This window comes from Pseudoalteromonas piscicida, assembly GCF_000238315.3.
In the GTDB taxonomy this organism is placed as follows: domain Bacteria; phylum Pseudomonadota; class Gammaproteobacteria; order Enterobacterales; family Alteromonadaceae; genus Pseudoalteromonas; species Pseudoalteromonas piscicida.
Genome location: NZ_CP011924.1, coordinates 85,332 through 105,367, shown reverse-complemented (window position 1 = coordinate 105,367; position 20,036 = coordinate 85,332). Strand labels below are relative to the sequence as shown.

The 20,036-nt window shown below is 43.3% G+C and carries 16 protein-coding genes; 9 read left to right on the top strand and 7 right to left on the bottom strand.

The window, feature by feature from the left end; genetic code table 11:
• Positions 1-45: 45 nt before the first annotated feature.
• Positions 46-552 (bottom strand): hypothetical protein, encoded by a 507-nt coding sequence (locus PPIS_RS00595; RefSeq protein ID WP_010370658.1) that lies wholly within the window; start codon positions 550-552, stop codon positions 46-48.
• A gap of 311 nt (positions 553-863) precedes the next feature.
• On the opposite strand from PPIS_RS00595, the gene PPIS_RS00590 reads away from it, so the two are divergent.
• The 5 genes from PPIS_RS00590 to PPIS_RS00570 all read left to right on the top strand — a co-directional run bounded on the left by PPIS_RS00590 (position 864) and on the right by PPIS_RS00570 (position 7,402).
• Positions 864-2,360 carry a cytochrome-c peroxidase gene (locus PPIS_RS00590; protein WP_010370656.1) on the top strand — a complete coding sequence of 499 codons (1,497 nt, stop codon included), beginning with the start codon at positions 864-866 and terminating at the stop codon, positions 2,358-2,360.
• A 20-nt stretch (positions 2,361-2,380) separates the two neighbouring features.
• A complete protein-coding gene (locus tag PPIS_RS00585; protein WP_010370654.1) occupies positions 2,381-3,850 on the top strand; it encodes an ATP-binding protein in 1,470 nt (489 codons plus the stop codon).
• A gap of 15 nt (positions 3,851-3,865) precedes the next feature.
• Positions 3,866-4,564, top strand: coding sequence for a response regulator (locus PPIS_RS00580; protein WP_010370652.1), 699 nt, complete (start codon positions 3,866-3,868; stop codon positions 4,562-4,564).
• Positions 4,565-4,696: 132 nt separating this feature from the next.
• The gene (locus tag PPIS_RS00575) at positions 4,697-5,779 is read left to right on the top strand and encodes an MBL fold metallo-hydrolase (RefSeq protein ID WP_010370650.1); all 1,083 of its coding nucleotides are present in this window, start codon (positions 4,697-4,699) and stop codon (positions 5,777-5,779) included.
• A 237-nt stretch (positions 5,780-6,016) separates the two neighbouring features.
• The gene (locus tag PPIS_RS00570) at positions 6,017-7,402 is read left to right on the top strand and encodes a hypothetical protein (protein WP_010370648.1); all 1,386 of its coding nucleotides are present in this window, start codon (positions 6,017-6,019) and stop codon (positions 7,400-7,402) included.
• Positions 7,403-7,502: 100 nt separating this feature from the next.
• On the opposite strand, the gene PPIS_RS00565 is transcribed toward PPIS_RS00570, so the two are convergent.
• Both PPIS_RS00565 and PPIS_RS00560 read right to left on the bottom strand, forming a co-directional pair.
• Positions 7,503-7,751: a hypothetical protein gene (locus PPIS_RS00565; RefSeq protein ID WP_010370646.1), complete on the bottom strand. Its 249-nt coding sequence runs from the start codon at positions 7,749-7,751 to the stop codon at positions 7,503-7,505.
• 74 nt (positions 7,752-7,825) lie between these two features.
• Positions 7,826-8,731, bottom strand: a complete 906-nt coding sequence (locus tag PPIS_RS00560) for a LysR family transcriptional regulator (RefSeq protein WP_010370642.1) — start codon at positions 8,729-8,731, stop codon at positions 7,826-7,828.
• Positions 8,732-8,860: 129 nt separating this feature from the next.
• Between PPIS_RS00560 and PPIS_RS00555 the strand changes: the two genes are divergently transcribed.
• Positions 8,861-9,595, top strand: a complete 735-nt coding sequence (locus PPIS_RS00555; RefSeq protein WP_010370639.1) for an SDR family oxidoreductase — start codon at positions 8,861-8,863, stop codon at positions 9,593-9,595.
• A 10-nt stretch (positions 9,596-9,605) separates the two neighbouring features.
• Here PPIS_RS00555 and PPIS_RS00550 read toward each other — a convergent pair whose 3' ends face one another.
• Entirely contained in the window at positions 9,606-12,296 is a 2,691-nt protein-coding gene (locus PPIS_RS00550) for a DUF2339 domain-containing protein (protein ID WP_010370636.1), read from the bottom strand.
• Positions 12,297-12,537: 241 nt separating this feature from the next.
• On the opposite strand from PPIS_RS00550, the gene PPIS_RS00545 reads away from it, so the two are divergent.
• Positions 12,538-13,086, top strand: a complete 549-nt coding sequence (locus tag PPIS_RS00545; RefSeq protein WP_010370633.1) for a CIA30 family protein — start codon at positions 12,538-12,540, stop codon at positions 13,084-13,086.
• Between the two features lie 135 nt (positions 13,087-13,221).
• Here PPIS_RS00545 and PPIS_RS00540 read toward each other — a convergent pair whose 3' ends face one another.
• The 3 genes from PPIS_RS00540 to PPIS_RS00530 all read right to left on the bottom strand — a co-directional run bounded on the left by PPIS_RS00540 (position 13,222) and on the right by PPIS_RS00530 (position 16,617).
• On the bottom strand, positions 13,222-13,788 hold the full coding sequence (locus PPIS_RS00540; protein ID WP_010370631.1) for a hypothetical protein: 567 nt from the start codon (positions 13,786-13,788) through the stop codon (positions 13,222-13,224).
• A gap of 128 nt (positions 13,789-13,916) precedes the next feature.
• Positions 13,917-14,165, bottom strand: a complete 249-nt coding sequence (locus PPIS_RS00535) for a hypothetical protein (protein ID WP_010370628.1) — start codon at positions 14,163-14,165, stop codon at positions 13,917-13,919.
• 745 nt (positions 14,166-14,910) lie between these two features.
• Entirely contained in the window at positions 14,911-16,617 is a 1,707-nt protein-coding gene (locus tag PPIS_RS00530) for a hypothetical protein (RefSeq protein ID WP_010370626.1), read from the bottom strand.
• 189 nt (positions 16,618-16,806) lie between these two features.
• On the opposite strand from PPIS_RS00530, the gene PPIS_RS00525 reads away from it, so the two are divergent.
• Entirely contained in the window at positions 16,807-19,077 is a 2,271-nt protein-coding gene (locus PPIS_RS00525; protein ID WP_010370623.1) for a TonB-dependent receptor, read from the top strand.
• Positions 19,078-19,079: 2 nt separating this feature from the next.
• The gene (locus tag PPIS_RS00520; protein WP_010370619.1) at positions 19,080-20,030 is read left to right on the top strand and encodes an alpha/beta hydrolase; all 951 of its coding nucleotides are present in this window, start codon (positions 19,080-19,082) and stop codon (positions 20,028-20,030) included.
• Positions 20,031-20,036: the final 6 nt, after the last annotated feature.

Genomic DNA, 20,036 nt, shown 5'->3' with positions numbered 1-20,036 from the left:
TATTCCTACTCTAAGGGTCAAATTGAACTATATTGGCATGCCGATCTAAAAGCTGAGTTGATTTAGAATTGAGATTGTCATACCAAAGCCATACTGCTCAGGTCCATCCAACCGAACCTTCATTGTTTTACAACTCCCGCCAGTGCTGATCCGCTTCGTAATATAGTACCTAGTACCAAAATCACTCCCTGAAAAACTGCCGCAAGATACGCTAAGCTTAGCGTCTTTACTCGCATACCCTGAAACATCAAAAATTAGCTCCTGACCAAAATCACCATCAACCGGTATCGTCATTTCATAACCCACAATATACTTCACTAACCTATATTTACCCTCACTTCCATATTTTTCGTATCGAGTCGCATGGATTGGCTCGAAGAAGTAATTAAGCAATTCATACCTTGCTCCACCCACATAGATAGGCTCTATATTCGTTATATTGTTTTGATTTGATTGTTCGGGTAGATACAAATTATTAGGCTTGGCACAAGTTTGGAACCCTGCCAAAACCAGTAACGTTCCAAAAATAAATCTCGACAATTTTGCTTTCATTAAATGATTCCTTTTAGTTATTAAATTTCTACTTCTTTGTTATGCCTAATACTGGCAATAGACTTTTAAATAATTTTTATATGACAGGAAAATTTGATAACAGCTAAATAGAGAACAATAGCGTTCAGCTCTAGCCCCAAAAAAAAGAACGTTCCAAACAAAGGTAAATGTTAACATTTTCATTACCTCTGTCAACTAGGAAGTAATTGGTAGTCACCAAAACTCAAAATATAAAAAATTCAATTTTCACATTCTCTGCACTTTTGCCTGCCAATTTTAAAACTCGAATCACAATAAGGTTTGGAATAACGATGAACAACGCGAACTTTCTACGTGCAATAGCACTTGTTACCGCGGTGGCAAGTTTACCAATAGCTGCACAACATAAACCTCTACCACCTCCGCCTCCAGGCCAGCCACAACCGAACTCGGCACTGGATGATGAACTCTCAGAAATTATTACTGCTCGCGGTATTACTGGCAGAGTTGCGGGTGCGCAACAACTGCCGAGGATCTCAGATCCCATTGCTCAGCTCGGCATGCAGTTATTTTTTAGCAAAGCCCTTGGGGGAGAAAAATCAGTCGCCTGTGCGAGCTGTCACGATCCAAGGCTCGGTGGTGCCGATGGCCTTTCGTTGCCAATAGGTACAAACGCAGTAGAAAGTGATGTGATAGGCCCAGGTCGTCAAGCAGTCAACGATGACATCAATATTCCACGTAACTCTCCCACCATTTTTAATACCGGATTTGCCAACAACGCTTTATTTTGGGACGGTCGTGTTCAACGTGTGACTATCACTGACGACCAGGGCGATGAAAGCAGTTTTATCAGTACGCCTGATTCAGGCTTTAACCAACCAGATGTAAACGCGGCAGATTCACTAGTTGCAACCCTGTCTCGCTTTCCTGTCACCTCTCGTGAAGAAATGCGTGGAGAGGCTTTCGAAAGTGCCGAAACCAATGAACAAGTTCGCTCACACTTAGCCCAGCGTATTGGCGATTACGGTGAAGAGGCAGGAGGCTTGGCCACTAATGATTGGCTTCAAGCCTTTAGAGAAGCATTCAACTCACAAGCTGACGCGCAAACCTTAATTACCTTTGATAGTATTGCCTTTGCGCTCGGCCAGTATCAAGCGTCATTTGTGATGGTGGATACCGATTGGCATCGCTATGCCCGTGGTGACCGTGGCGCACTTAACGATCAACAAAAACGTGGTGCTAAACTCTTTTTTACTCCAGTAGCTGAAGGCGGTGCAGGATGTGTTGGGTGCCACAGTGGTGAACGTTTCACTAACGATGGTTTCTTTAACCTCGCCTTTCCACAGTATGGTATTGGTACACAAGATAATCAGGCCGATATCGGACGCGCTGCAATTGACCCCTCGCCTCGCAACCAATTTGCGTTTAGAGTCCCGAGCTTAATCAATGTTGCTCTGACTGCGCCATATGGTCACGCAGGAGCCTACGAGTCGTTAGAACAGGTGGTCAATCATTACTCAAATCCTGAGCAAACCGTCGAGCAATTTTTTCAACGTGGTGGTGCTTGTGGATTAAAGCAGTTTTCCTTAACCGCTCAGTGTGACACACTAAACCTACAAGCGAGAGAAAATAGTGAAGCGGCGTTAACGTTACTGCGCCAATCTCCCTTTGTTGCCGCCAATTTAGCGCCACAACAAAAGCAGGATCTCGTTGCGTTTTTACATGCCTTGACAGACAAGTGTGCAAAAGACCAACAGTGCGTAAGAAGATGGGTGCCAAACCGTCGCACACCAGACCCTGATAATTTACGCTTGCATGCACAACGTTAACCGGTGGAATAACAACAACCATGAAAATGACCATTCGCGTCAAACTATTGCTGATAATTTTGATAGCCAACACCACATTGGTGCTGGCTATCTATATCGCCAATAAATTAGCGTTTGAAAAGAGCTTTACGGCCTATCTTGAAAATACCTCTCGGGCACAGCTCAAAAATGTGGTAACGCAAGTTGCTGAGACTTACGCACGCCATGGTTCTTTGGACTGGGTGTATCGAGGCTCAGAGGATTGGGACAGCATAGTACGTAGCTTCTATGGTCTTTCTGAGGATGAGCGCCCACGAGACAGGCAACATTCTCGTCCACCACCAAGGCATCGTGAAAGAGGCGACGGAGGGCCAAGAAGACGTGACGGCCCCCCACCGCGTTTTGACAATAAAAAACGCCTGCTGATCAAAGACGCACAAGGCAATATTATTATGGGCACACCGAAAAGTAAGCAGACTTCGCTGTGGTTCCCAGTCTATCAAAGCGACCATTTGGCGAAGCCTAAACGCGAACAGATTATCGCCTACTTAGGTGTCGAGCAAAGTGGCTTGATACGCAATGACTTCGACCAATTGTTTGCAGAGCAACAACGTAAACAGTTCATCATCATTGCGCTTGTCGCCCTGTTGGTTACTTTAGTGATTGCCGTGCCTTTTAGTAAATATATGGTCAACCCAATCGTGTTGTTGCGCCGCAATGCAAAAACACTGACACAAGGAAATTACGATGCTCGCGTCGATATCGCGAGTAAAGACGAACTCGGTTTGCTTGCCAGAGATATGAACCGTTTGGCAGACACATTAGCACAGAACCAAATAGCTAGGCAGCAATGGATAGCGGATATTTCGCACGAGCTACGCACGCCGATTGCCGTGATCCGCGCGGAACTTGAGGGAATGATTGATGGCATTATCGCAAGCGATCCTGAACAACTTATGTCCCTTAATGAAGAGATCCAACGATTGACTCGGCTAGTGGACGATTTACATCAACTATCGCTGTCAGACCGCGGTGCACTTACTTACAACATGGATAACGAAAACCTTTACGACCTGCTCTCACGCACGTTTGCGAAAAGTAGTCACCAAATTGAAAAGCACCATCTTGCTTATTCCTTGCAATGCGACGAACATATTACCTTAGAATGTGACGAGCAGCGCCTTGGACAGCTATTCGACAACTTACTGCAAAACACCTTGCGTTACACAGACTCCTCAGTTGAACAACCGGGAAATCTCGATGTAAAAGTCATACAACGACAAGATAAAACGATAATTTACTGGCAGGACAGCGCACCTTCTGTACCACAAGAACAGCTAAACAAACTATTTGATAGGCTCTATCGAGTAGAGGAAGCGCGGAGTAGAAAAACGGGTGGCTCTGGCCTTGGTTTAGCCATTTGCCAAAGTATTGTTGCTGCCCACAACGGAAAAATCACTGCGGACTTGAGCGAACTGGGTGGTCTCGCTATTATTATTGAACTGAAATAATAATGAGTTTCCCCCGTGCCAAACAAACATATTTTAATTGTCGAAGATGAACCAAAACTTGCCGATATTTTAAGTAAGTATTTGGCTCAAGCCGAGTATACCAGCCATTGTGTTCATGATGGCGCTTTAGCTGAAGAGGCTTTTAAACAACAGCAACCCGCCCTTATCTTACTCGACCTCATGCTGCCTAATCTTGACGGTATCGAAATTTGCAAGCGGATCAGAACTTATTCTAACGTGCCAATTGTCATGATCACCGCCAAAGTAGAAGAAATCGATCGTCTCCTTGGTCTTGAAGTGGGTGCTGATGATTATGTGTGTAAACCTTATAGTCCAAAAGAAGTCGTCGCAAGGGTGAAAGCGATTTTAAGACGCGTGACGCTAAATGAGCGCGGCACAGTGTCAGAAACCGAGAGCAAACTTAAATTGGACGAAGAGAGCTTGTTTGTCTCCTTCCTTGACGCGAGAGCGACACTCACTTATGTCGAGTTTATGCTCTTAAAGGCAATGTACGGACACCCATGCCGAATTTATAGCCGCGACTTATTGATGGATCACATCTACGATGACAGCCACATTGTTAGCGACAGAACCATAGATAGCCATATTAAAAATATTCGTAAAAAACTGCAAAGCATCGCGCCTAAATACGACTTTATCCACTCTATTTACGGAGCGGGATATAAGTTTGAGGCGCAGGAACGTAATTCCTAGTCTCTAACCTACAATGAGAGTTGGGTTATACACTAATCCAACTCTCACCTAAGGCTTAATTCACCGCTACACCCCATTCCCTTTTATTGGTAAACTCCAAAAAATAACTAATAATTATAAAAAGGAATGGGCATGAAAAGGCTTGCTTTGGCAGTCATAATCACATTAACAGGCTGCAGTAATAGTAATGTTGTAGAGCGAATAAAATCTGAGTCTTCCGCGGTAAAACATAGCTCTGTAGAAGGGTATGAAGATAGATATTCCAACATCTACAATAAGTTTAAAGATTATCCCGTGACCTGCGAAGAAAACTGCTATCCAGTCACCCAACAAATTCAATGTCAGTCCGAAATGCAAGATTGCACGTACGTTGGCAACAACCCCACTCTCTCGCTCAATACCGGCTTTGCTATCCAATGGCTCGGACATGCGAGTTTTAAAGTCAACACCAAAGATGGGCAACAGTTTTTGTTTGACCCCGTCACGGCTCAATTTGACTGGCCTGTAAACTGGGCATTTCGCCTCTCAGAAGGGTTTAATCGCAAGCAACCTGCACAGCTCAGTCAAACAGAGTTACAGCAAACCAATGCGGTTATGTACTCCCACATTCATTACGATCATTTTAACAAGAGCGATATCGAAGCGATTGGTACTGGACCAAATTACCTCACCCCGCTTGGATTTGCAGAGCACTTTCCTGAAGATGGATACAAAGTTTCTGAAATGGAGTGGTATTCAAGCAAACAACTTGGTGAAGTAACCGCACACTTTGTGCCTGCAAATCACTTCAGCAGCCGTATTTGGGTGCCGTTTTTATACGAAGATCATGGCGCTGCACTATGGGGTGGCTGGATATTAGAACACCAAGGCAAGACTCTATTTTTTGCTGGAGATACTGGATATTCACCGCACTTTAAAGACATTCAAGAAAAATACGGTGATATTGATGTGTGCCTACTTCCAATTGCCTCATACTACAGCGAAGAACATCCTGATTGGTATCGTAAAGTACACACCACACCAGAAGATGCACTGACTGCCGCAAAAGAGCTGGGCTGCAAGGTTATGGTGCCGTGGGGCTACGGTAATGCTAGTTGGAAAATGGGAGATAAAACTTCGCATTCAGCGCTTTTCCGCTTACTGCATATGCAACAAGTGCTAAAAGCCCAAACGCCACTGTATATTTTAAATGAAGGTGATTCAGTGCACCTATAACCTTATGCTAGCGCACCAAGTCTCTAATTGATTTGGTGCGTTATAAAGCCTCCTATTTTCTAGCTTTTCTCAGTGATGGTTAATTATGCTTTTTATTGGCTAAAAAGTGGTATAGATGACAACAAAAAACAATTAATAAAAACAGATACAACAAGTAGTTATAAGGCCTATTCCGGTTTTGTTCAGGTTAATGTGTTATAATTACAAAGTGTTAATTCAAGGAGGCACCATACCCGAGTGAGCAGAGCCAAACTAAGTCAAGACGAAAGCTTATCTTTTAAAATCAACTATCAACTCCTTCCCAAAGAGACAAACCAACTCGACCTGTATTTTTCAATCCCAACCGATATGGGGATTAATACCAACACGTTGAACGAAGTAGACTACTTTAATGCCAATATAAAAAGCCACAGTGCATATTACTCGGAACAGCTCCACCTCCCCTTGGTACGTAGCCGCTTTATCAGCCAAAGCAAAGGTCAAAAAACGGATTACCGCGTTAATCTAAATCTATTTTGCTACCAGATCCGCATTGCGCTAGATGCCGATGTAAAGCAGACATTGAAGCTAAAAGAGGCTGATGAGTTTTATCCAGCCGCACAATTATTGGTGGAAGAAACCGAACGCCTATTGAAGAAGCTCAGGCGTTACACGCCGCCAGATAATAAGCTTAAGCCTTACTATCAAAACGCAGATAACTACCTCAGCTGGCATACTGAGCAAGCGTTTTTGAAACTCCTCTCCAGCGGGCCGAAGTCAAGCGATTTTAGTCATGAGCGAAGCTGTATTGTTAGTTTCTGTCAACGAGAAAGCCAATACCGCGAGGAGCAGAGCTACAACTCGCAAGTCACGTTGGACGACCCAAACCGCATTACCAATAAAATGAAATTGCTTGAAAGACTCATCGAATATGGCGTTGTTTTTAACAAACAAACCATCGACTTAAGTACCAATCTAAAGCGTTTAGTTCGCGGTGTGGTTACTGGTATTATCATGGCCTTCGTGATGTTTATTGTGCTCAACGCCCGCTCTAACTTTCAAGAAGTCACCGTCGCCCTTATCGCTTTGCTTGGGGTAATTTATGGCCTTAGAGAAACATTCAAAGAAGACTTAACCCAGTGGGCATGGCGTCATATTCAACGCGGCCGGCCAAAGTGGCGCAACAAGTTTAAAAACTCAGTGACGGACGCTATCGTTTGTACACAAACGATATGGCTGGAACATATTCGTAAAAAAGACCTACCAGAAGACGTTGATAAGCTGCTAAAGAAGCGTCGACAGCAAAATAAACAAGCTGCGCATCTTCTGCATTTTTGCTGTAAAAACCAAGTGCATATTGATGAGTTTTTACCCGGTTACGAAGAAGTACAACAACGTATCACCTTTAACATGAGTTCGTTTGTACGCTATCTAAAAAAAGGCGCAGGAAAGCTTTATAGCCTTGAAGGGAAAAAGGTCTCTAAAAAGTCAGTTGAACGTCGCTATCAAATCAACTTGGTAATGCGGTTTAAATCTTCTCAGGGAATACAGTTAGAAAGATATAAACTCACCATGAATCGTTCTGAAATCGTCGCCATAGAGCTTATGGCAAGCGATTCCGTGTATATTGAAAACAACGCTTAAGCACAGATGCAGTTTCATATAACCACCGACAAAACGGATTGGAAGCAGGTTTATCCTGCACTCCAATCCTAAATCCAGTGATGCGGCTACTCAAAAGATGTTAATGTGCTTTCTTTGGTCCGTAACGAACCATGTCTTTGCCGTTTTCATACACGTCTTGAGATACCCAACGACCCAACAACAATTGGTGTTTATCATCCAAAATCGCAATAAATGGTCTACCATCGCTGTTGTTCGTTGCCAGCGCCACACCAGCCACGTTTTGTAACCCTAAGCCACCGTTATCAATTAGCAACAAAAAAGCTTCCAGCTCGTCCAAGGTTTCAATGATATCTTTATCGTTGATCATCTCTTTACTCTCACTTACTCAGTATGCAGCGTAGAATACCAGTTCTGTTGAAGTGATTGAACCTGACGCCACAATTACATCCTATTCAAACTATGGCTTAATGCTTCCCATACACACTGTACGGCTTTACTGCGGCCTTGTTTACCTAAACACACTAAATGAATTGGTTGGCGGTCAGGATGTGCGTATTGAGTTAAAATAGGCACCAACTGACCTTGGTTTAATTCCTGTTGAACGTAGTAAGGGTCTCCCATCACAATCCCCTGTCCAAACACCGCCAGTTGCACCATTGCACGGGCATCATCACAATACGCTACGGCATGGGGCTTGATGTTGAACACCTGACCGTTTTGATGGACAAATGGCCATTTGTCCATGGTGGTGCCTTTATTTTTAAATACCAAGCAACGATGACTCAATAAAGCATCGGGAGAGTCAGGCGTGCCGGCTACAGCCAAATACTCCGGACTGGCAAACCAAGCAAAAGATTTTTCACCGATTTTCTTAGCAAGTAATGAAGAATCAGGTAAATGCCCTATTCGGATAGCAATATCTATCTGATTATCGATTAAATCAACAATATCGTCCGTCAAGTTCAGCTCGAAGCGTATATCAGGAAACTGTTTAGAAATATCATGTAGTTTAGCCAGCAAATAGCGCTCAGCCATCAAGGTCGAGCAGCTGATCTTTACCTTACCGCTTGGTGTTAAACGTTGCTGCTCACTTAACTGCTCAGTCTGGCTTAATACTTCCTGTAACTTTTCGGTACTTTTGAGTAATTGGCTGCCGCTTTGGGTCAGTGCCAATTTACGCGTACTGCGCTCTAATAAACGCACATTGAGCTGCTGCTCTAGCTGCGATATGCGCTTACTGACTGACGAGCGTGGTAACTGCACTTTATCGGCAGCGCCCTGAAAACTACCTATAGAGGCCACTAGCCTAAATAAATACAAATTTTCTAATTGCTTGTGTAATTCCATTTCATTGTTTCTCTAAGAGAACTTATCAATTCGTTTTTTATCATCTTATCAGCACGAATTGCAATCACTACAATGTCATTTATACCATCGTATAACGCATAAGGATTTACCATATCATTACCAACCATCTTGATCACTGGCGCAACCGCTGGAATTGGATTTGCAGCTGCCAAGCATTACCTCACCCAAGGCTGGAAAGTCATTTTTACGGGAAGAAACAAAGACAAAATTGCAACGGTCGAAAACCAACTGCTAGCATGCGCAAGCCATCCCTCACAAGTGCTAGGGCTAATCTGTGACAGCAGCGTTCCAGCCCACTTTGAAAGCTTACCAGAGGAGCTAAAAGCACAAGGTATTAAGCTTGACGCGGTGATTTTAAATGCAGGTGTATTCTATCCAAAACCTTTTGCTGACAATGAGCTAAGCGATTTAAATACGACCATGCTTATTAACTTCACAGGCCCTGCAATGCTATTACAACGCTTGTTACCTGTAATGAATAATCCATGTAGTGTTGTTTATGTATCAAGTATTGCGGTACAGCGTGCTTTTGCAGGAGCGGCAAGTTATGCCGCTAGCAAAGCCGCATTTGAGGCGCTTGCAGCGACGCTCAATTTAGAATGGAGTGATCGTGGAGTACGTATTAACCACCTGCGTCCTGGGGTGACTCATACTGAAATCCAAAATAAAGCAGGAATGAGCGAGCAACAAATAGCCGAGCTAAATGCAGGGTTGTCGTCGATTCCATTAGGGCGCATGTTACAAGCAACAGAAATGCTAGCAAGCTTAGACTTTTTAACTGGCGAAGGGTCAACAGCAATGCGCGGTGCGCACATCACTGTTGACGGTGGTTACTGCTTGTAAAAATGTGGGGTCAGTCCGCCGTTGGTTTTACCTCTCTGGGCTGATCCTGCATTTTTTGAAACAGCCAACCAATTCCCACTAGGCATAAGCCTAAACCGATAAAAGACAAGGCTCGCAGCAAGCCTTCAAGATTTGCCATATCGACCACAAAGGCTTTTAAAATAACAATGGCTAGCCCTGCAAAACCGGCGTTAATCAGCACTTTATGCTCTATCCGCTTGGCAACAAAAATCAATACGGTTGAAATCAATAGCCAAACAATTGAATAGGTATATAACTCGGGTTGTTCCATCGGCATCGACAGCACAAGGAAACCCTCATGAAATAAGGCCCGAATTTCACCGTTGATAAATAAGATCCCTAGCAAGGCTATCAGGCCGTATACCAAACGCTTAAATTGCGGTGGCATTAACTTAAACTGGAGCATGACAGCAAATACGCATGCTGGTATCAACCACTGCAAAAGTAGCCAATTAATCACACCGCCTCCAATATATTGCCTATCCAAAAACGGATTATTGGCAAACGAAATATCGGCGTGGAGCAACGCGCTTCCAAGTAATAGCAAGCTCGCGGCAAGCGGATAAAGTCTGTTGCCCTTGTCGCTGAGCTGCCCTCGGCACAGATATACAGCGCCAAGCACTAGCCAATTCAAAGCTAGCAACACGGATTCTTGGAAACTGAGGTTAGTAAAATCAGGGTAGTCACCAATCAATAGATAGCTTGTTTCGGTCGTGACCAGAAGCGCCACAATATGCATTGCGACACCCATAAACCAAGTGTTCAGGGTCTTTGAAGGGTTGTATTTGGTAGCAAACCAAATAATGCCCAGCACCAACGGATAGACAACAAGTGTCCAGTGTATGGATAAAATCGTTTCGTGCTTGTAATCTGCAAGCCAAGGCGCAAAAGTAAGACGGGTAACAACAGCAATAAGTGCAGCTTTATACAACCAATCAGGTAAACGCACTTTGTACTTCCAGCTCAAATAACTCATAGACGCTACTTGTGCCGCAATCGCTAAAGTCAACGAGCTTGCCGAGAGTAACATCGTAAAACACAAACTCAGCATAGCGTTCGCCAAAATAAGGTAAGTGACCTGCTGAATATTTGTATCCGTTTTCATCGCACAATACGAAGCAAAAAGCCCGATGACCAACATTTCAACCGCCCATACAGGATATAAAATTGCTTCTGCGACTTTAGGAGAAATAGCGTAGCTTACACCGTAAAGCGCAAGTGGTGCCAAGTTCAACAGCATCAAATAAGCGAGTCTTGATGGATATCGCTTAATCATCATCATGCTAAATAACAACATGATGACCACTGCTACTTGGATAAACAAATACTTACCGATGAAAGGAAAAAGTACGTCGTCGTAAGTGCCCACTTTGGGCATCAAGTAGAATGAGAGAAGTACAAACAATAGCAAATAAAATGGCCAACTATCCAATGCACTATGTCTATAAGCCGCACACAAAACAACGCTAGCAAATAAGACATTAGCCCAAATAAGCGTATCGATTTGGGTTTTTATTATTAGCGCACATGCGATAAATAACAGTGGGAGTAAAATTCCCAACTGCTCTTTTCTTGGCATTAATAGATCTTTGATAGGCAAAGGACTTATCATTGAATTCGTCAGTCGCCAACCCAGTACGTCTACCAACACATATAAGTACATAGAGATAAGCGCAAAAATCAGCAGCACCCAAAAGTCGCCGCTTCCACCAACCGCAACCGCGGTGCAAAACCATAAGAAATGACCAACAAAACTTTGCCACCACAACCATTTGCGCTTCACATAATCCGCAACCCATATCGCAGAGAGTGAAACAAAGCTGATATACAGCAGTAACGCACCGATATTATTAGAACCTGTCGATACCAAAGCAGGCACGACATACGCACCAACGATGCCAATACCGGCGAGCACGGGGCCAAATCTCAGTGCCAAAGAGGTCGCAGCCAATGAAATAATAGCGAGTAAAACAAAGGCCATATTAGCCGGTATAAAATGATAGAAATCAAAAGCAACCAATGTCATGGCAAAGCAAGTGATCACGCCACCACTGGCAAGCGCTGCAGAAATGTATGGAGTATTAATTTTTAGCTTTTCTTTGTAGCGATTTACGACTTCAGCGGCAGTAACCAAACTGATTCCAAAAAGGGCCCCCAGTATCACTCGCACACTTGGGGGAAGAAGTCCGACTTCAATAGAGTACTTAGCTAGAAAAACGCCGCCAAGAGCTAGTACTACGGCACCTATCCAAAAAAGTCCATTTCCTTTTAATAAGGAATCTAAAGTAAAGTCAAATTCAAAGGCAGGTTTACTCTTACTAGGCTTAGCTCTTGCGATAGTGACCGTACTTTCAGGCTGCTGAGGTTGTGTATGATTGGCTGTTGCCGTGGATTCGCCCAATGCAGTCCGTGCTGTTAATGATGTACTATGAGCTGTTTCGCCATTCTTTTGTCCACACTCAGATAGCTTATTCTCTGAATGTGTTTGCTCTGAGCATGCTTGATCTGATAATTCACGACCTTCAAGTGTCGAGATCCGGCGACTTTGCTGCTCTATCGTATTTTGTAACTGATGTACTTTTTTGACAAGTTGCTTGAGCCTTTGTCTATCTTGTAGAGCGAAAACAGCGCCAATAAATACAAAAAGATAAAAAATAAAAGAGATAAACTCCGTTTCCATACGATTCCTTATTTGTTTGCTAGGCCCTAGCTAACCTGTATTAGAAAGAGTATGAGATCAACCACACCAATAAATCAATCTCTCATGATGGGTGCCATAACTTTAGCAAGCCACATAGAAGTATGATGACTTGAAATTTTCTAACATTGGCCAAAAATGCACATGCGCCCGTTGTCATATTACCTCCTTGTAAATACACTAAAAAATTATATTTTAGGGACGTTGTTCTAAGGCTTTTTCTATGCGTTTTTTATCACTTTTACTCGTTGTTGCGGTTTCTGGCTGTAGCTATACTCAGCCAAACTTAAACCCAAAACAATGGCGTTTTGCGACCGATCCGCATGGCAGCCAAGCAATTCTGAACGGCCCGCTTGTTAATGAAGAGCAAGTTGCAATTCAGTTTAAACGCGTACCTCGAGTCGACAAACAAAACAACTCTTGGGTAGAACTTATTTACGACTTGCCCACAAAACAGCTCCCCTCTCAATTCAACATCGCACTGACTTATAAAAGTGATAACGCTTTAATCGTTAAGTTATCGCAACAGGAGTATGGCGGTTCAGGTGATAAAAGCTATGCTCACTACCAAACTAAATTACCTGCATCAAACACTTGGCATACAGTCAACGTATCTTTGAGTGATTTTGCCAGGCCTAATTGGACACCTGCTTGGTCAAAAGACAAAGGGGTCATACTCAAGCATGTTTCAGCACTTTACTTCGTACCAGATTTAACGGATGTGGAAGGTGGTGAAGCAAGCCTTGCAATAAAAAGTCTTCGAATTGAGTAATCCATTGGTTAGAAATGATGTACACGAGATGTGAGATATTGCGGCTTTTCGCTAGGGGATAATTTGGCCAGCGCATATAACGGTTAAATTATTAGCGCTGGCGAATCCGAGGCAATTAAGCTTTTGATAGCTAAATTACGCACCTAATGCCGTTAGCTTTTCTTTTAATTCTTCTTTATTGATTAGACCCATTTCGTGCTGCTTTTTGGTTTTACGAATTTCATCGAAATTGTCTAGTTTCAAACGCGCTTTAGCCAGCTTAGTATCAAATTCGTCTTGTGAGATAACATCAAGCTTTAGCGCTTTTTCTAGCTTCTCCTTTTCACCATCAAATTCTTTTTGGAAAACCGCTTTTTCCTGAATAACAATCTGATCTTTTAGTTGCTTCTCAATAGCAATAACTTCTGCTTCTAAATCATCTTTACGCTTAATTAATGGGTCGATACGCTCGATAGTGTCTTGCAATACAACTTCAAGGTTTGCACCATCGTTTTTGATTAGGTTTTCAATGTATTTGCGGCCAATATCTTGGTATGCAATATTAAGTTGACCATCGATTGATGCGATATCTGATTTCAAACCAGCAAGCTTTGCATTGTCTTTTGTTGAAGACACAATATCACCGCTTAGTTTACTGGTAGATTCGCCAATACTACTACCAATAGATTGCGCTTGAGTTTTGAATTTATTTAATAGACTCATGGTTATTTTTCCTTAAATAGATTGAGATTTTCAATTTATGTAATATCTAATACGGCAGACAAACCGACAAAATATATTTCAGATTAATTAAGTAATAATTATTAAGCCCAGAGTATCTTGACTTAACTTTAAGAGACTCGTTTCTTGCGCTTCGACATGATGCGTTTAGTGCCACTCCACGCCATCCAGCAGCCGAATAACACAGCTCCCACGACCAAAGAGTAAATAGCAAAAGAGGCAACTTTAATAATAAAAATGACGAGTAAGGTGATAAATAGAACAACAAACAACAAAAGCTTTGGTGATTTAGCCAGTTGCTTGGCAATAAAAGAAGGCAAAAACGCACTTAATATGCGCTCCAATCTTTGAGCATTCATAACACTATAATCCTTGTGTTTAAGTGAGATTATTTTAAGACGGACGGTAGGTTATCAGTTTTATTTCTACCTGCCAAATTAATTATAGGTTAATTATCAAACTGAACAATCCCAACCTCCAAACCAGTTATTAAGTGTAATTTACAGCAGAAATGAAAATTAAAACCATTACTTACAAAAAGTTATCACTTAAAAAAATGTTGCACTTTGAAATTTTAATACCTTTTTTATCAACAATTGAAACTAGCCAATTGTTAGTACCCGAAACAATACTGTTTTATTTGAGTAAATTTCGATAGTGCCTTCCAGATTTAGGTCAACACTTATCCAAGATTTTGCATGGCTTCACCCAAACGCTAGATCGAAACCAACGTCTCCACTAGGGATACTTTCACACCAGCTGTTAATCATAAAATATTCTGCAGGTATCCCTGAAGCCGTAAGCCTTGGGGAGTGGTTAAACCCAAAGCGTGAGTAATACGCAGGCTCACCAGTCAGCACATAAAAGAAATCTTTTAGCAAAGAATTACTGTCGAACCTGTAAGTTAGACACATCACTGCTAATAAGTAGATACAGCGACTATGTATAGGGGGGAGTATGGATATTAATCATAAATAACCTGAGCTGCGGTTGAATAAATAATGTTGAAATGTGATACAAGCTCAAATTCGTATCACACCTCACTATGGTTGCTCGTCCAACTTTTTTAATAAAAATATCGCCTCCATACATCCTTGGGTTAGATTATTCGGTCGTTAATTTTATGTAAGGCGTAAGTGCACCGACTTGATCCAAACAGCGGATTTGGGCAACAGGTTGCTTTGCTCTATCTGCAAAATTAACAACGCCACCGCGCTGACATTTTGCTTTGAAAGCTTGATAAGCCGATCCCCCATTTTTAAGCAGATCCACTCCATCTACAAACTGTATCTCCATGTCATGGTCAAATACTTTGCAGTTCTCTATCGGGTAGGTCTTGATATAGTCATCGTAATAGCTGAGGCTAATCCTGCTGCAATGAGTACGCATTAGTTCTATTATAATCTCTTTACCCCAATGTTGATGGTAAAAACTAGGGTAGTCCGTTGACACAGCCCCCTTTAGCACAGTGCCTTCAAACCAAGTCTCTATTTCGCTGAGGTTATCTTCCACTCTTTGATCGCTAAAACGTCCCAGCACCTTAGCAAGCCTATCATTACCGATTAAGCCATTTAGTACATTAAAGTAATCGCTTTGATTGTATGAGTAGGCCTTACTTTGTGCGAATAGATGTCGCCAGATATCAAAAAGTGACAGCGAGGGGTTTGTAGCTTGAACCTGATAATGACTAGCAAGCGCCATTACCGCGCCACAAGAATAATAGTTTTTGTATCGTTGCAACTTCGCTGATTCGTTAAGCGCCGTTTGCTCTTTGTTCAATAAACATTGATTGGCTGACTCTTCAAATTTTTGTAACCACTGTTTAGCGTCAATAAAACCAAACTCAAGCATCGCAAAGTTAGCAAAAGCATCGGCTCCCCCTTCGTGAAGCCAAGCATGTCCATGGTCTTCAACCGCATACATTTGACCATTCCAAAAATGAGCGGATTCATGAGCAAGAAAGTGGAAGAGCTGATTAAAACGCTCACTGTCTTTGTTTTGCCAACGTTTACCATTCACACTTAACTGCACCAGTCCAGCTAACGTTCCCCCTTCATAATTGGCAAAATCGTCAGCTAAGTGTGCATAATTAAAAAATACCACTGGCTTGAAGTTAAGTGGTTGATCAAGTTTTTTGGCGTAATAGTCAAATAATTTGGGGAAATACGTTTGTGTGTTTTGCCACACCCACTTAGGCAGCGCAGGATCTACCACCGCTATCATGTTGTCATTCTCAATGGGAGTGATCGTGCCAAAGTAAATATAAGTTCCATCTCCGGCTAAATCCCAGCTTGCCTTATGCTTATATCGCTTGCCCGAGAAAACAATATCGGTCTTAGGGCTATAAAAATAAAACCGGGTCCCATCAAATATAGGCTCAGATTGCGCAGTTAACTTTTCACTAAGGCTAAGATGATTGGTGTAAAACAAAACGCTGCCATCACTGTATTGCACATTTTGGCTGTAGTCTTTTAGGATAAAACCATAAAACGAATCAAATGCAAGCGAGAAAGACGTAAACTTTTTACCATACGCTGCGGTGATTGATAGTACTCCATCTTCTTGCTGCCACTTTAAGTCCGGTTGAGTTATTTGGTAGTGCTGCGTGCGGTCGAAGTTGCTTTGTCTTGCAAAGCTTACCCGCTCAACTGCTTTAGGCAATTTGTACTGTATCAACCATGAATCCGAGGCTTGCTGATAATGGACATGGATCTGCAGCTTATTTTCACTCTCAGATGCCAAAGTCGGCGTTGATAGCATTAGTAGCAACGAGAATAGCAAAGTAATTGTTAATGTTATTGTATTTTTCATGCAACTCGGATTGTATCTTTTCTAGGTGCAATAAAATTAACCTATTTATTGACTAAATACTAGTCGAGTACGGCTTTGCTCTACCCTGAGCTAATTTGCTCATCAAGTTGACTGTTTTTGTCCTAGCTATTGAATTTTCTTCATTCCTATACTGAAGAACATAATAATAACGACGAAAGGTTACTCAGCATGATTGCAGCAACTCAATCGCACAGAGTCAGTTCAACCAAAGGAATACCACGGCATACCTTGTCACTTCTGATAGCGACAGTATTATCAGGCCATAGTTATGCCGAAGCGGAATCCACGCTTAGCTCTGAGCAAAGCAAAAAAATTGAGCGGATCAGCGTTACCGCAACGCGGCAAACCGAAAATCTACAAGATGTCGCGCTTGCGGTGACCGCCCTCTCCGCCTCAGAGCTTGAGAAGATGAACGTACAAGATCTCGGTGACTTGGCGTCTCACGTTCCGAACCTCAACCTGCACTCAGGTGATGCTTCCAACGCGGTCATTTATATTCGCGGAATTGGCCAAATTGACTCTATCTCATTTAACGATCCCGGCGTTGGTGTGTATCTTGATGACGTATATCTTGGGCGCGTCCAAGGTGCCTTTTTAGATGTTGTCGACCCTGAGCAAATCGAGGTATTACGTGGTCCACAAGGCACCCTTTACGGTCGCAATACCATAGGTGGCGCGGTGCGTTTCAGTAGTGCCAAACCTTCGCAAGACAACGAAGGGTATGTCAGCGTGGCGCTTGGAAATTATAATGCTCGAACGGTAAAAGCTAGCGTCAACGGTGCATTGGTTGAAGACACGCTCTCTGGACGTTTTGCGATTGCCAAAAGTAGCCGAGATGGTTTTAGTGAGAATCGCTATAACAATAGTGACGACCACGACAAAGATACCTTAGCATGGCGCGGCAGCTTACTTTATCAACCAAGTGAGAATTTTTCGGCCTATTTAGTCGTCGATGGCTCGAACGCATCTCCCTCAAGCTCACGCACTCCACATCGAGAAACGCCTATCTATTCGGTGATAAAAGAAGGCTATTATGCGCCTGAGGAAGACCCTTTTGTCGTTGACGTTAACTACAACGATTTAGAAGAGCTCGATACCTCGGGAGCGAGCTTAACACTTGAATATCTCACGGGCCACTCGGTATTTAAATCCATCACTGCTCGACGCGAAATGGAATACCGCACGCACTTAGACTTAGATGCCACTCCCGATGCATCATTTGGTATTTTTAACTTCGAAGATCAACAGCAGATAAGCCAAGAATTTCAATGGTTATACAAAGACGACAAGTTCTCCTTGGTATCTGGGCTCTATTACATTAATGAGGACGATCTGAGTTTTGGCGGCTCCGTAGCACCGGACTTTTTCGTTATGGTGGCGCCAGAGGTTTACCTACCTTGGCCTGTGATTAACGCAGGAGAACGCGATCAAGAAAATACCAGCTCAGCCCTCTACGCTAACCTCTCTTGGTCTTTGACTGAAAAGCTCGACGTCACGCTTGGCGCACGCTACACCATAGAGAAAAAAGAAGTCACGTCCAACGGCGAGGAGTTTTTTGGCACCGGTGTAACAACAGCTGAGGAAATGGAGGCGGTATTCGGCACGGGGATTGGCTATAGCCCTACAGGCTACAGCGCATCCAAGGAGTGGAAAGAATTTACCCCAAAAGTGGTGTTCGATTACACCATCTCTGACGACAGTATGGTTTACCTAAGCGCTGGAAAAGGGTTTAAAAGTGGCGGTTTTAACGGCCGGATCACCTCATTTGCACAACCTTTTGAACCAGAAACCTTGTGGAGCTATGAAATTGGCTCTAAGTCTTTATTGAATAATCAGAATATTCGCTTAAATACCGCGGCTTTTTTCAATGACTACAAAAACTTTCAGCTCAGCCGCTTTTCTATCGACCCCGACACCGGTGCGTTTTTATCACTGTTTGAAAATGCAGGTAAAGCCACTATTTACGGCGCAGAAATGGAGCTCGAAGCCGTGGCTTCCGATAACCTCACTCTGAACCTCAATCTGGGCTATTTAGGGGGCGGTTATGATGAGCTCATCGGCGACTTTGGTAAAGAAGTCAGCGATGAAAGGGAGCTGGTTAATTCACCCAAATGGAATGGCCGTGCAAGCTTTGAATACTTCTTTAGCGCCTTTACACAAGGCGAATTTTCACTACGTGCTAGTGCCGCCTATCGCAGTAAAACCTATCTCACCGTGAGCAGTTCAGAGGTACTCGCACAATCTGGCTACACCCTCTTTGATATGTCACTACACTACCGCTCCGCGGACGACAGTTGGGAAGCAAGTTTATACGGCAAAAACTTAGGCGATAAACGCTATCGCCAACACGGCTTCGATCTTAGCGCAGCACCTGGGGTTCAACTTGGTTATTACGGCGCACCTAGAACGTACGGTATCAACCTTAAATATAAGTTTTAATTATGAAATTAGACAAACAAACACAAGCATTGTTAGACGACCTCGCGGCTCAAGCTGGCGACATTCATGACATCGAAATCTCCATTGAGACCTCACGAGAAGGCGCAAGAGCGATGTTTTTGGGGCTCGCGGGAGAGATTGAAGCAAAAGTAAGTAGCCAAGACCTACACATTGAACACAATGGTATTCACGTGGGCGTTCGCTGTTACCGCCCAGCGCAGTCTTTGGCAAGCCCCAGTCCCGCGGTGGTGTTTATCCACGGCGGCGGCTGGTCCATAGGAGATGTCGACTGCTATGACGGACTGGTAAAAGACTTATGCCAGCAATCCGGTGTCGTTTTTTTCAGTGTCGAATACAGCCTTGCGCCCGAGCATAAGTTTCCATGCGCCCTGCAACAAGTAATAGCTGTAGTTGATTGGCTGCAAGAAAACCACCAGCGCTTGGAGCTAGACCCCACTAAGATTTCCCTGATGGGCGACAGTGCAGGTGGTAACTTAGCGCTTGTTGCAGCGCATAACTTACATCAACAACAACCAAACACCCTAAGTAACTTATACCTAGTTTACCCGGTGGTTGACTCCTTTTCTCCCCATGAAACCTATCCGTCACGCATGCAGTATGGCGATGGAAACTTGTTGCTAACCAGAGAGGCAATAAAAGACACCTGCAACTGGTATCTCGCACCCGAGCAAAGCGCGGCGGACGTCAATGTCTCGCCATTATTTATTGAAGACATGACGCATCTTCCTGCCACCAGTGTGCTGCTTGCCGGCTGCGACCCACTTTACGATGAGGGAATGCTGCTCGCCAAAAAACTAAAGCAAGCGGGCGTGCTTAATACCTTAACCTGCTTTGAAAATACCATACATGCGTTTTTCTCCTTTGCCGTGCTCGACGTCTGCAAGCTCGCGCGCAGTAATATCGCCAATCAGTTAAAACATGACTTGACCTAGGATAAA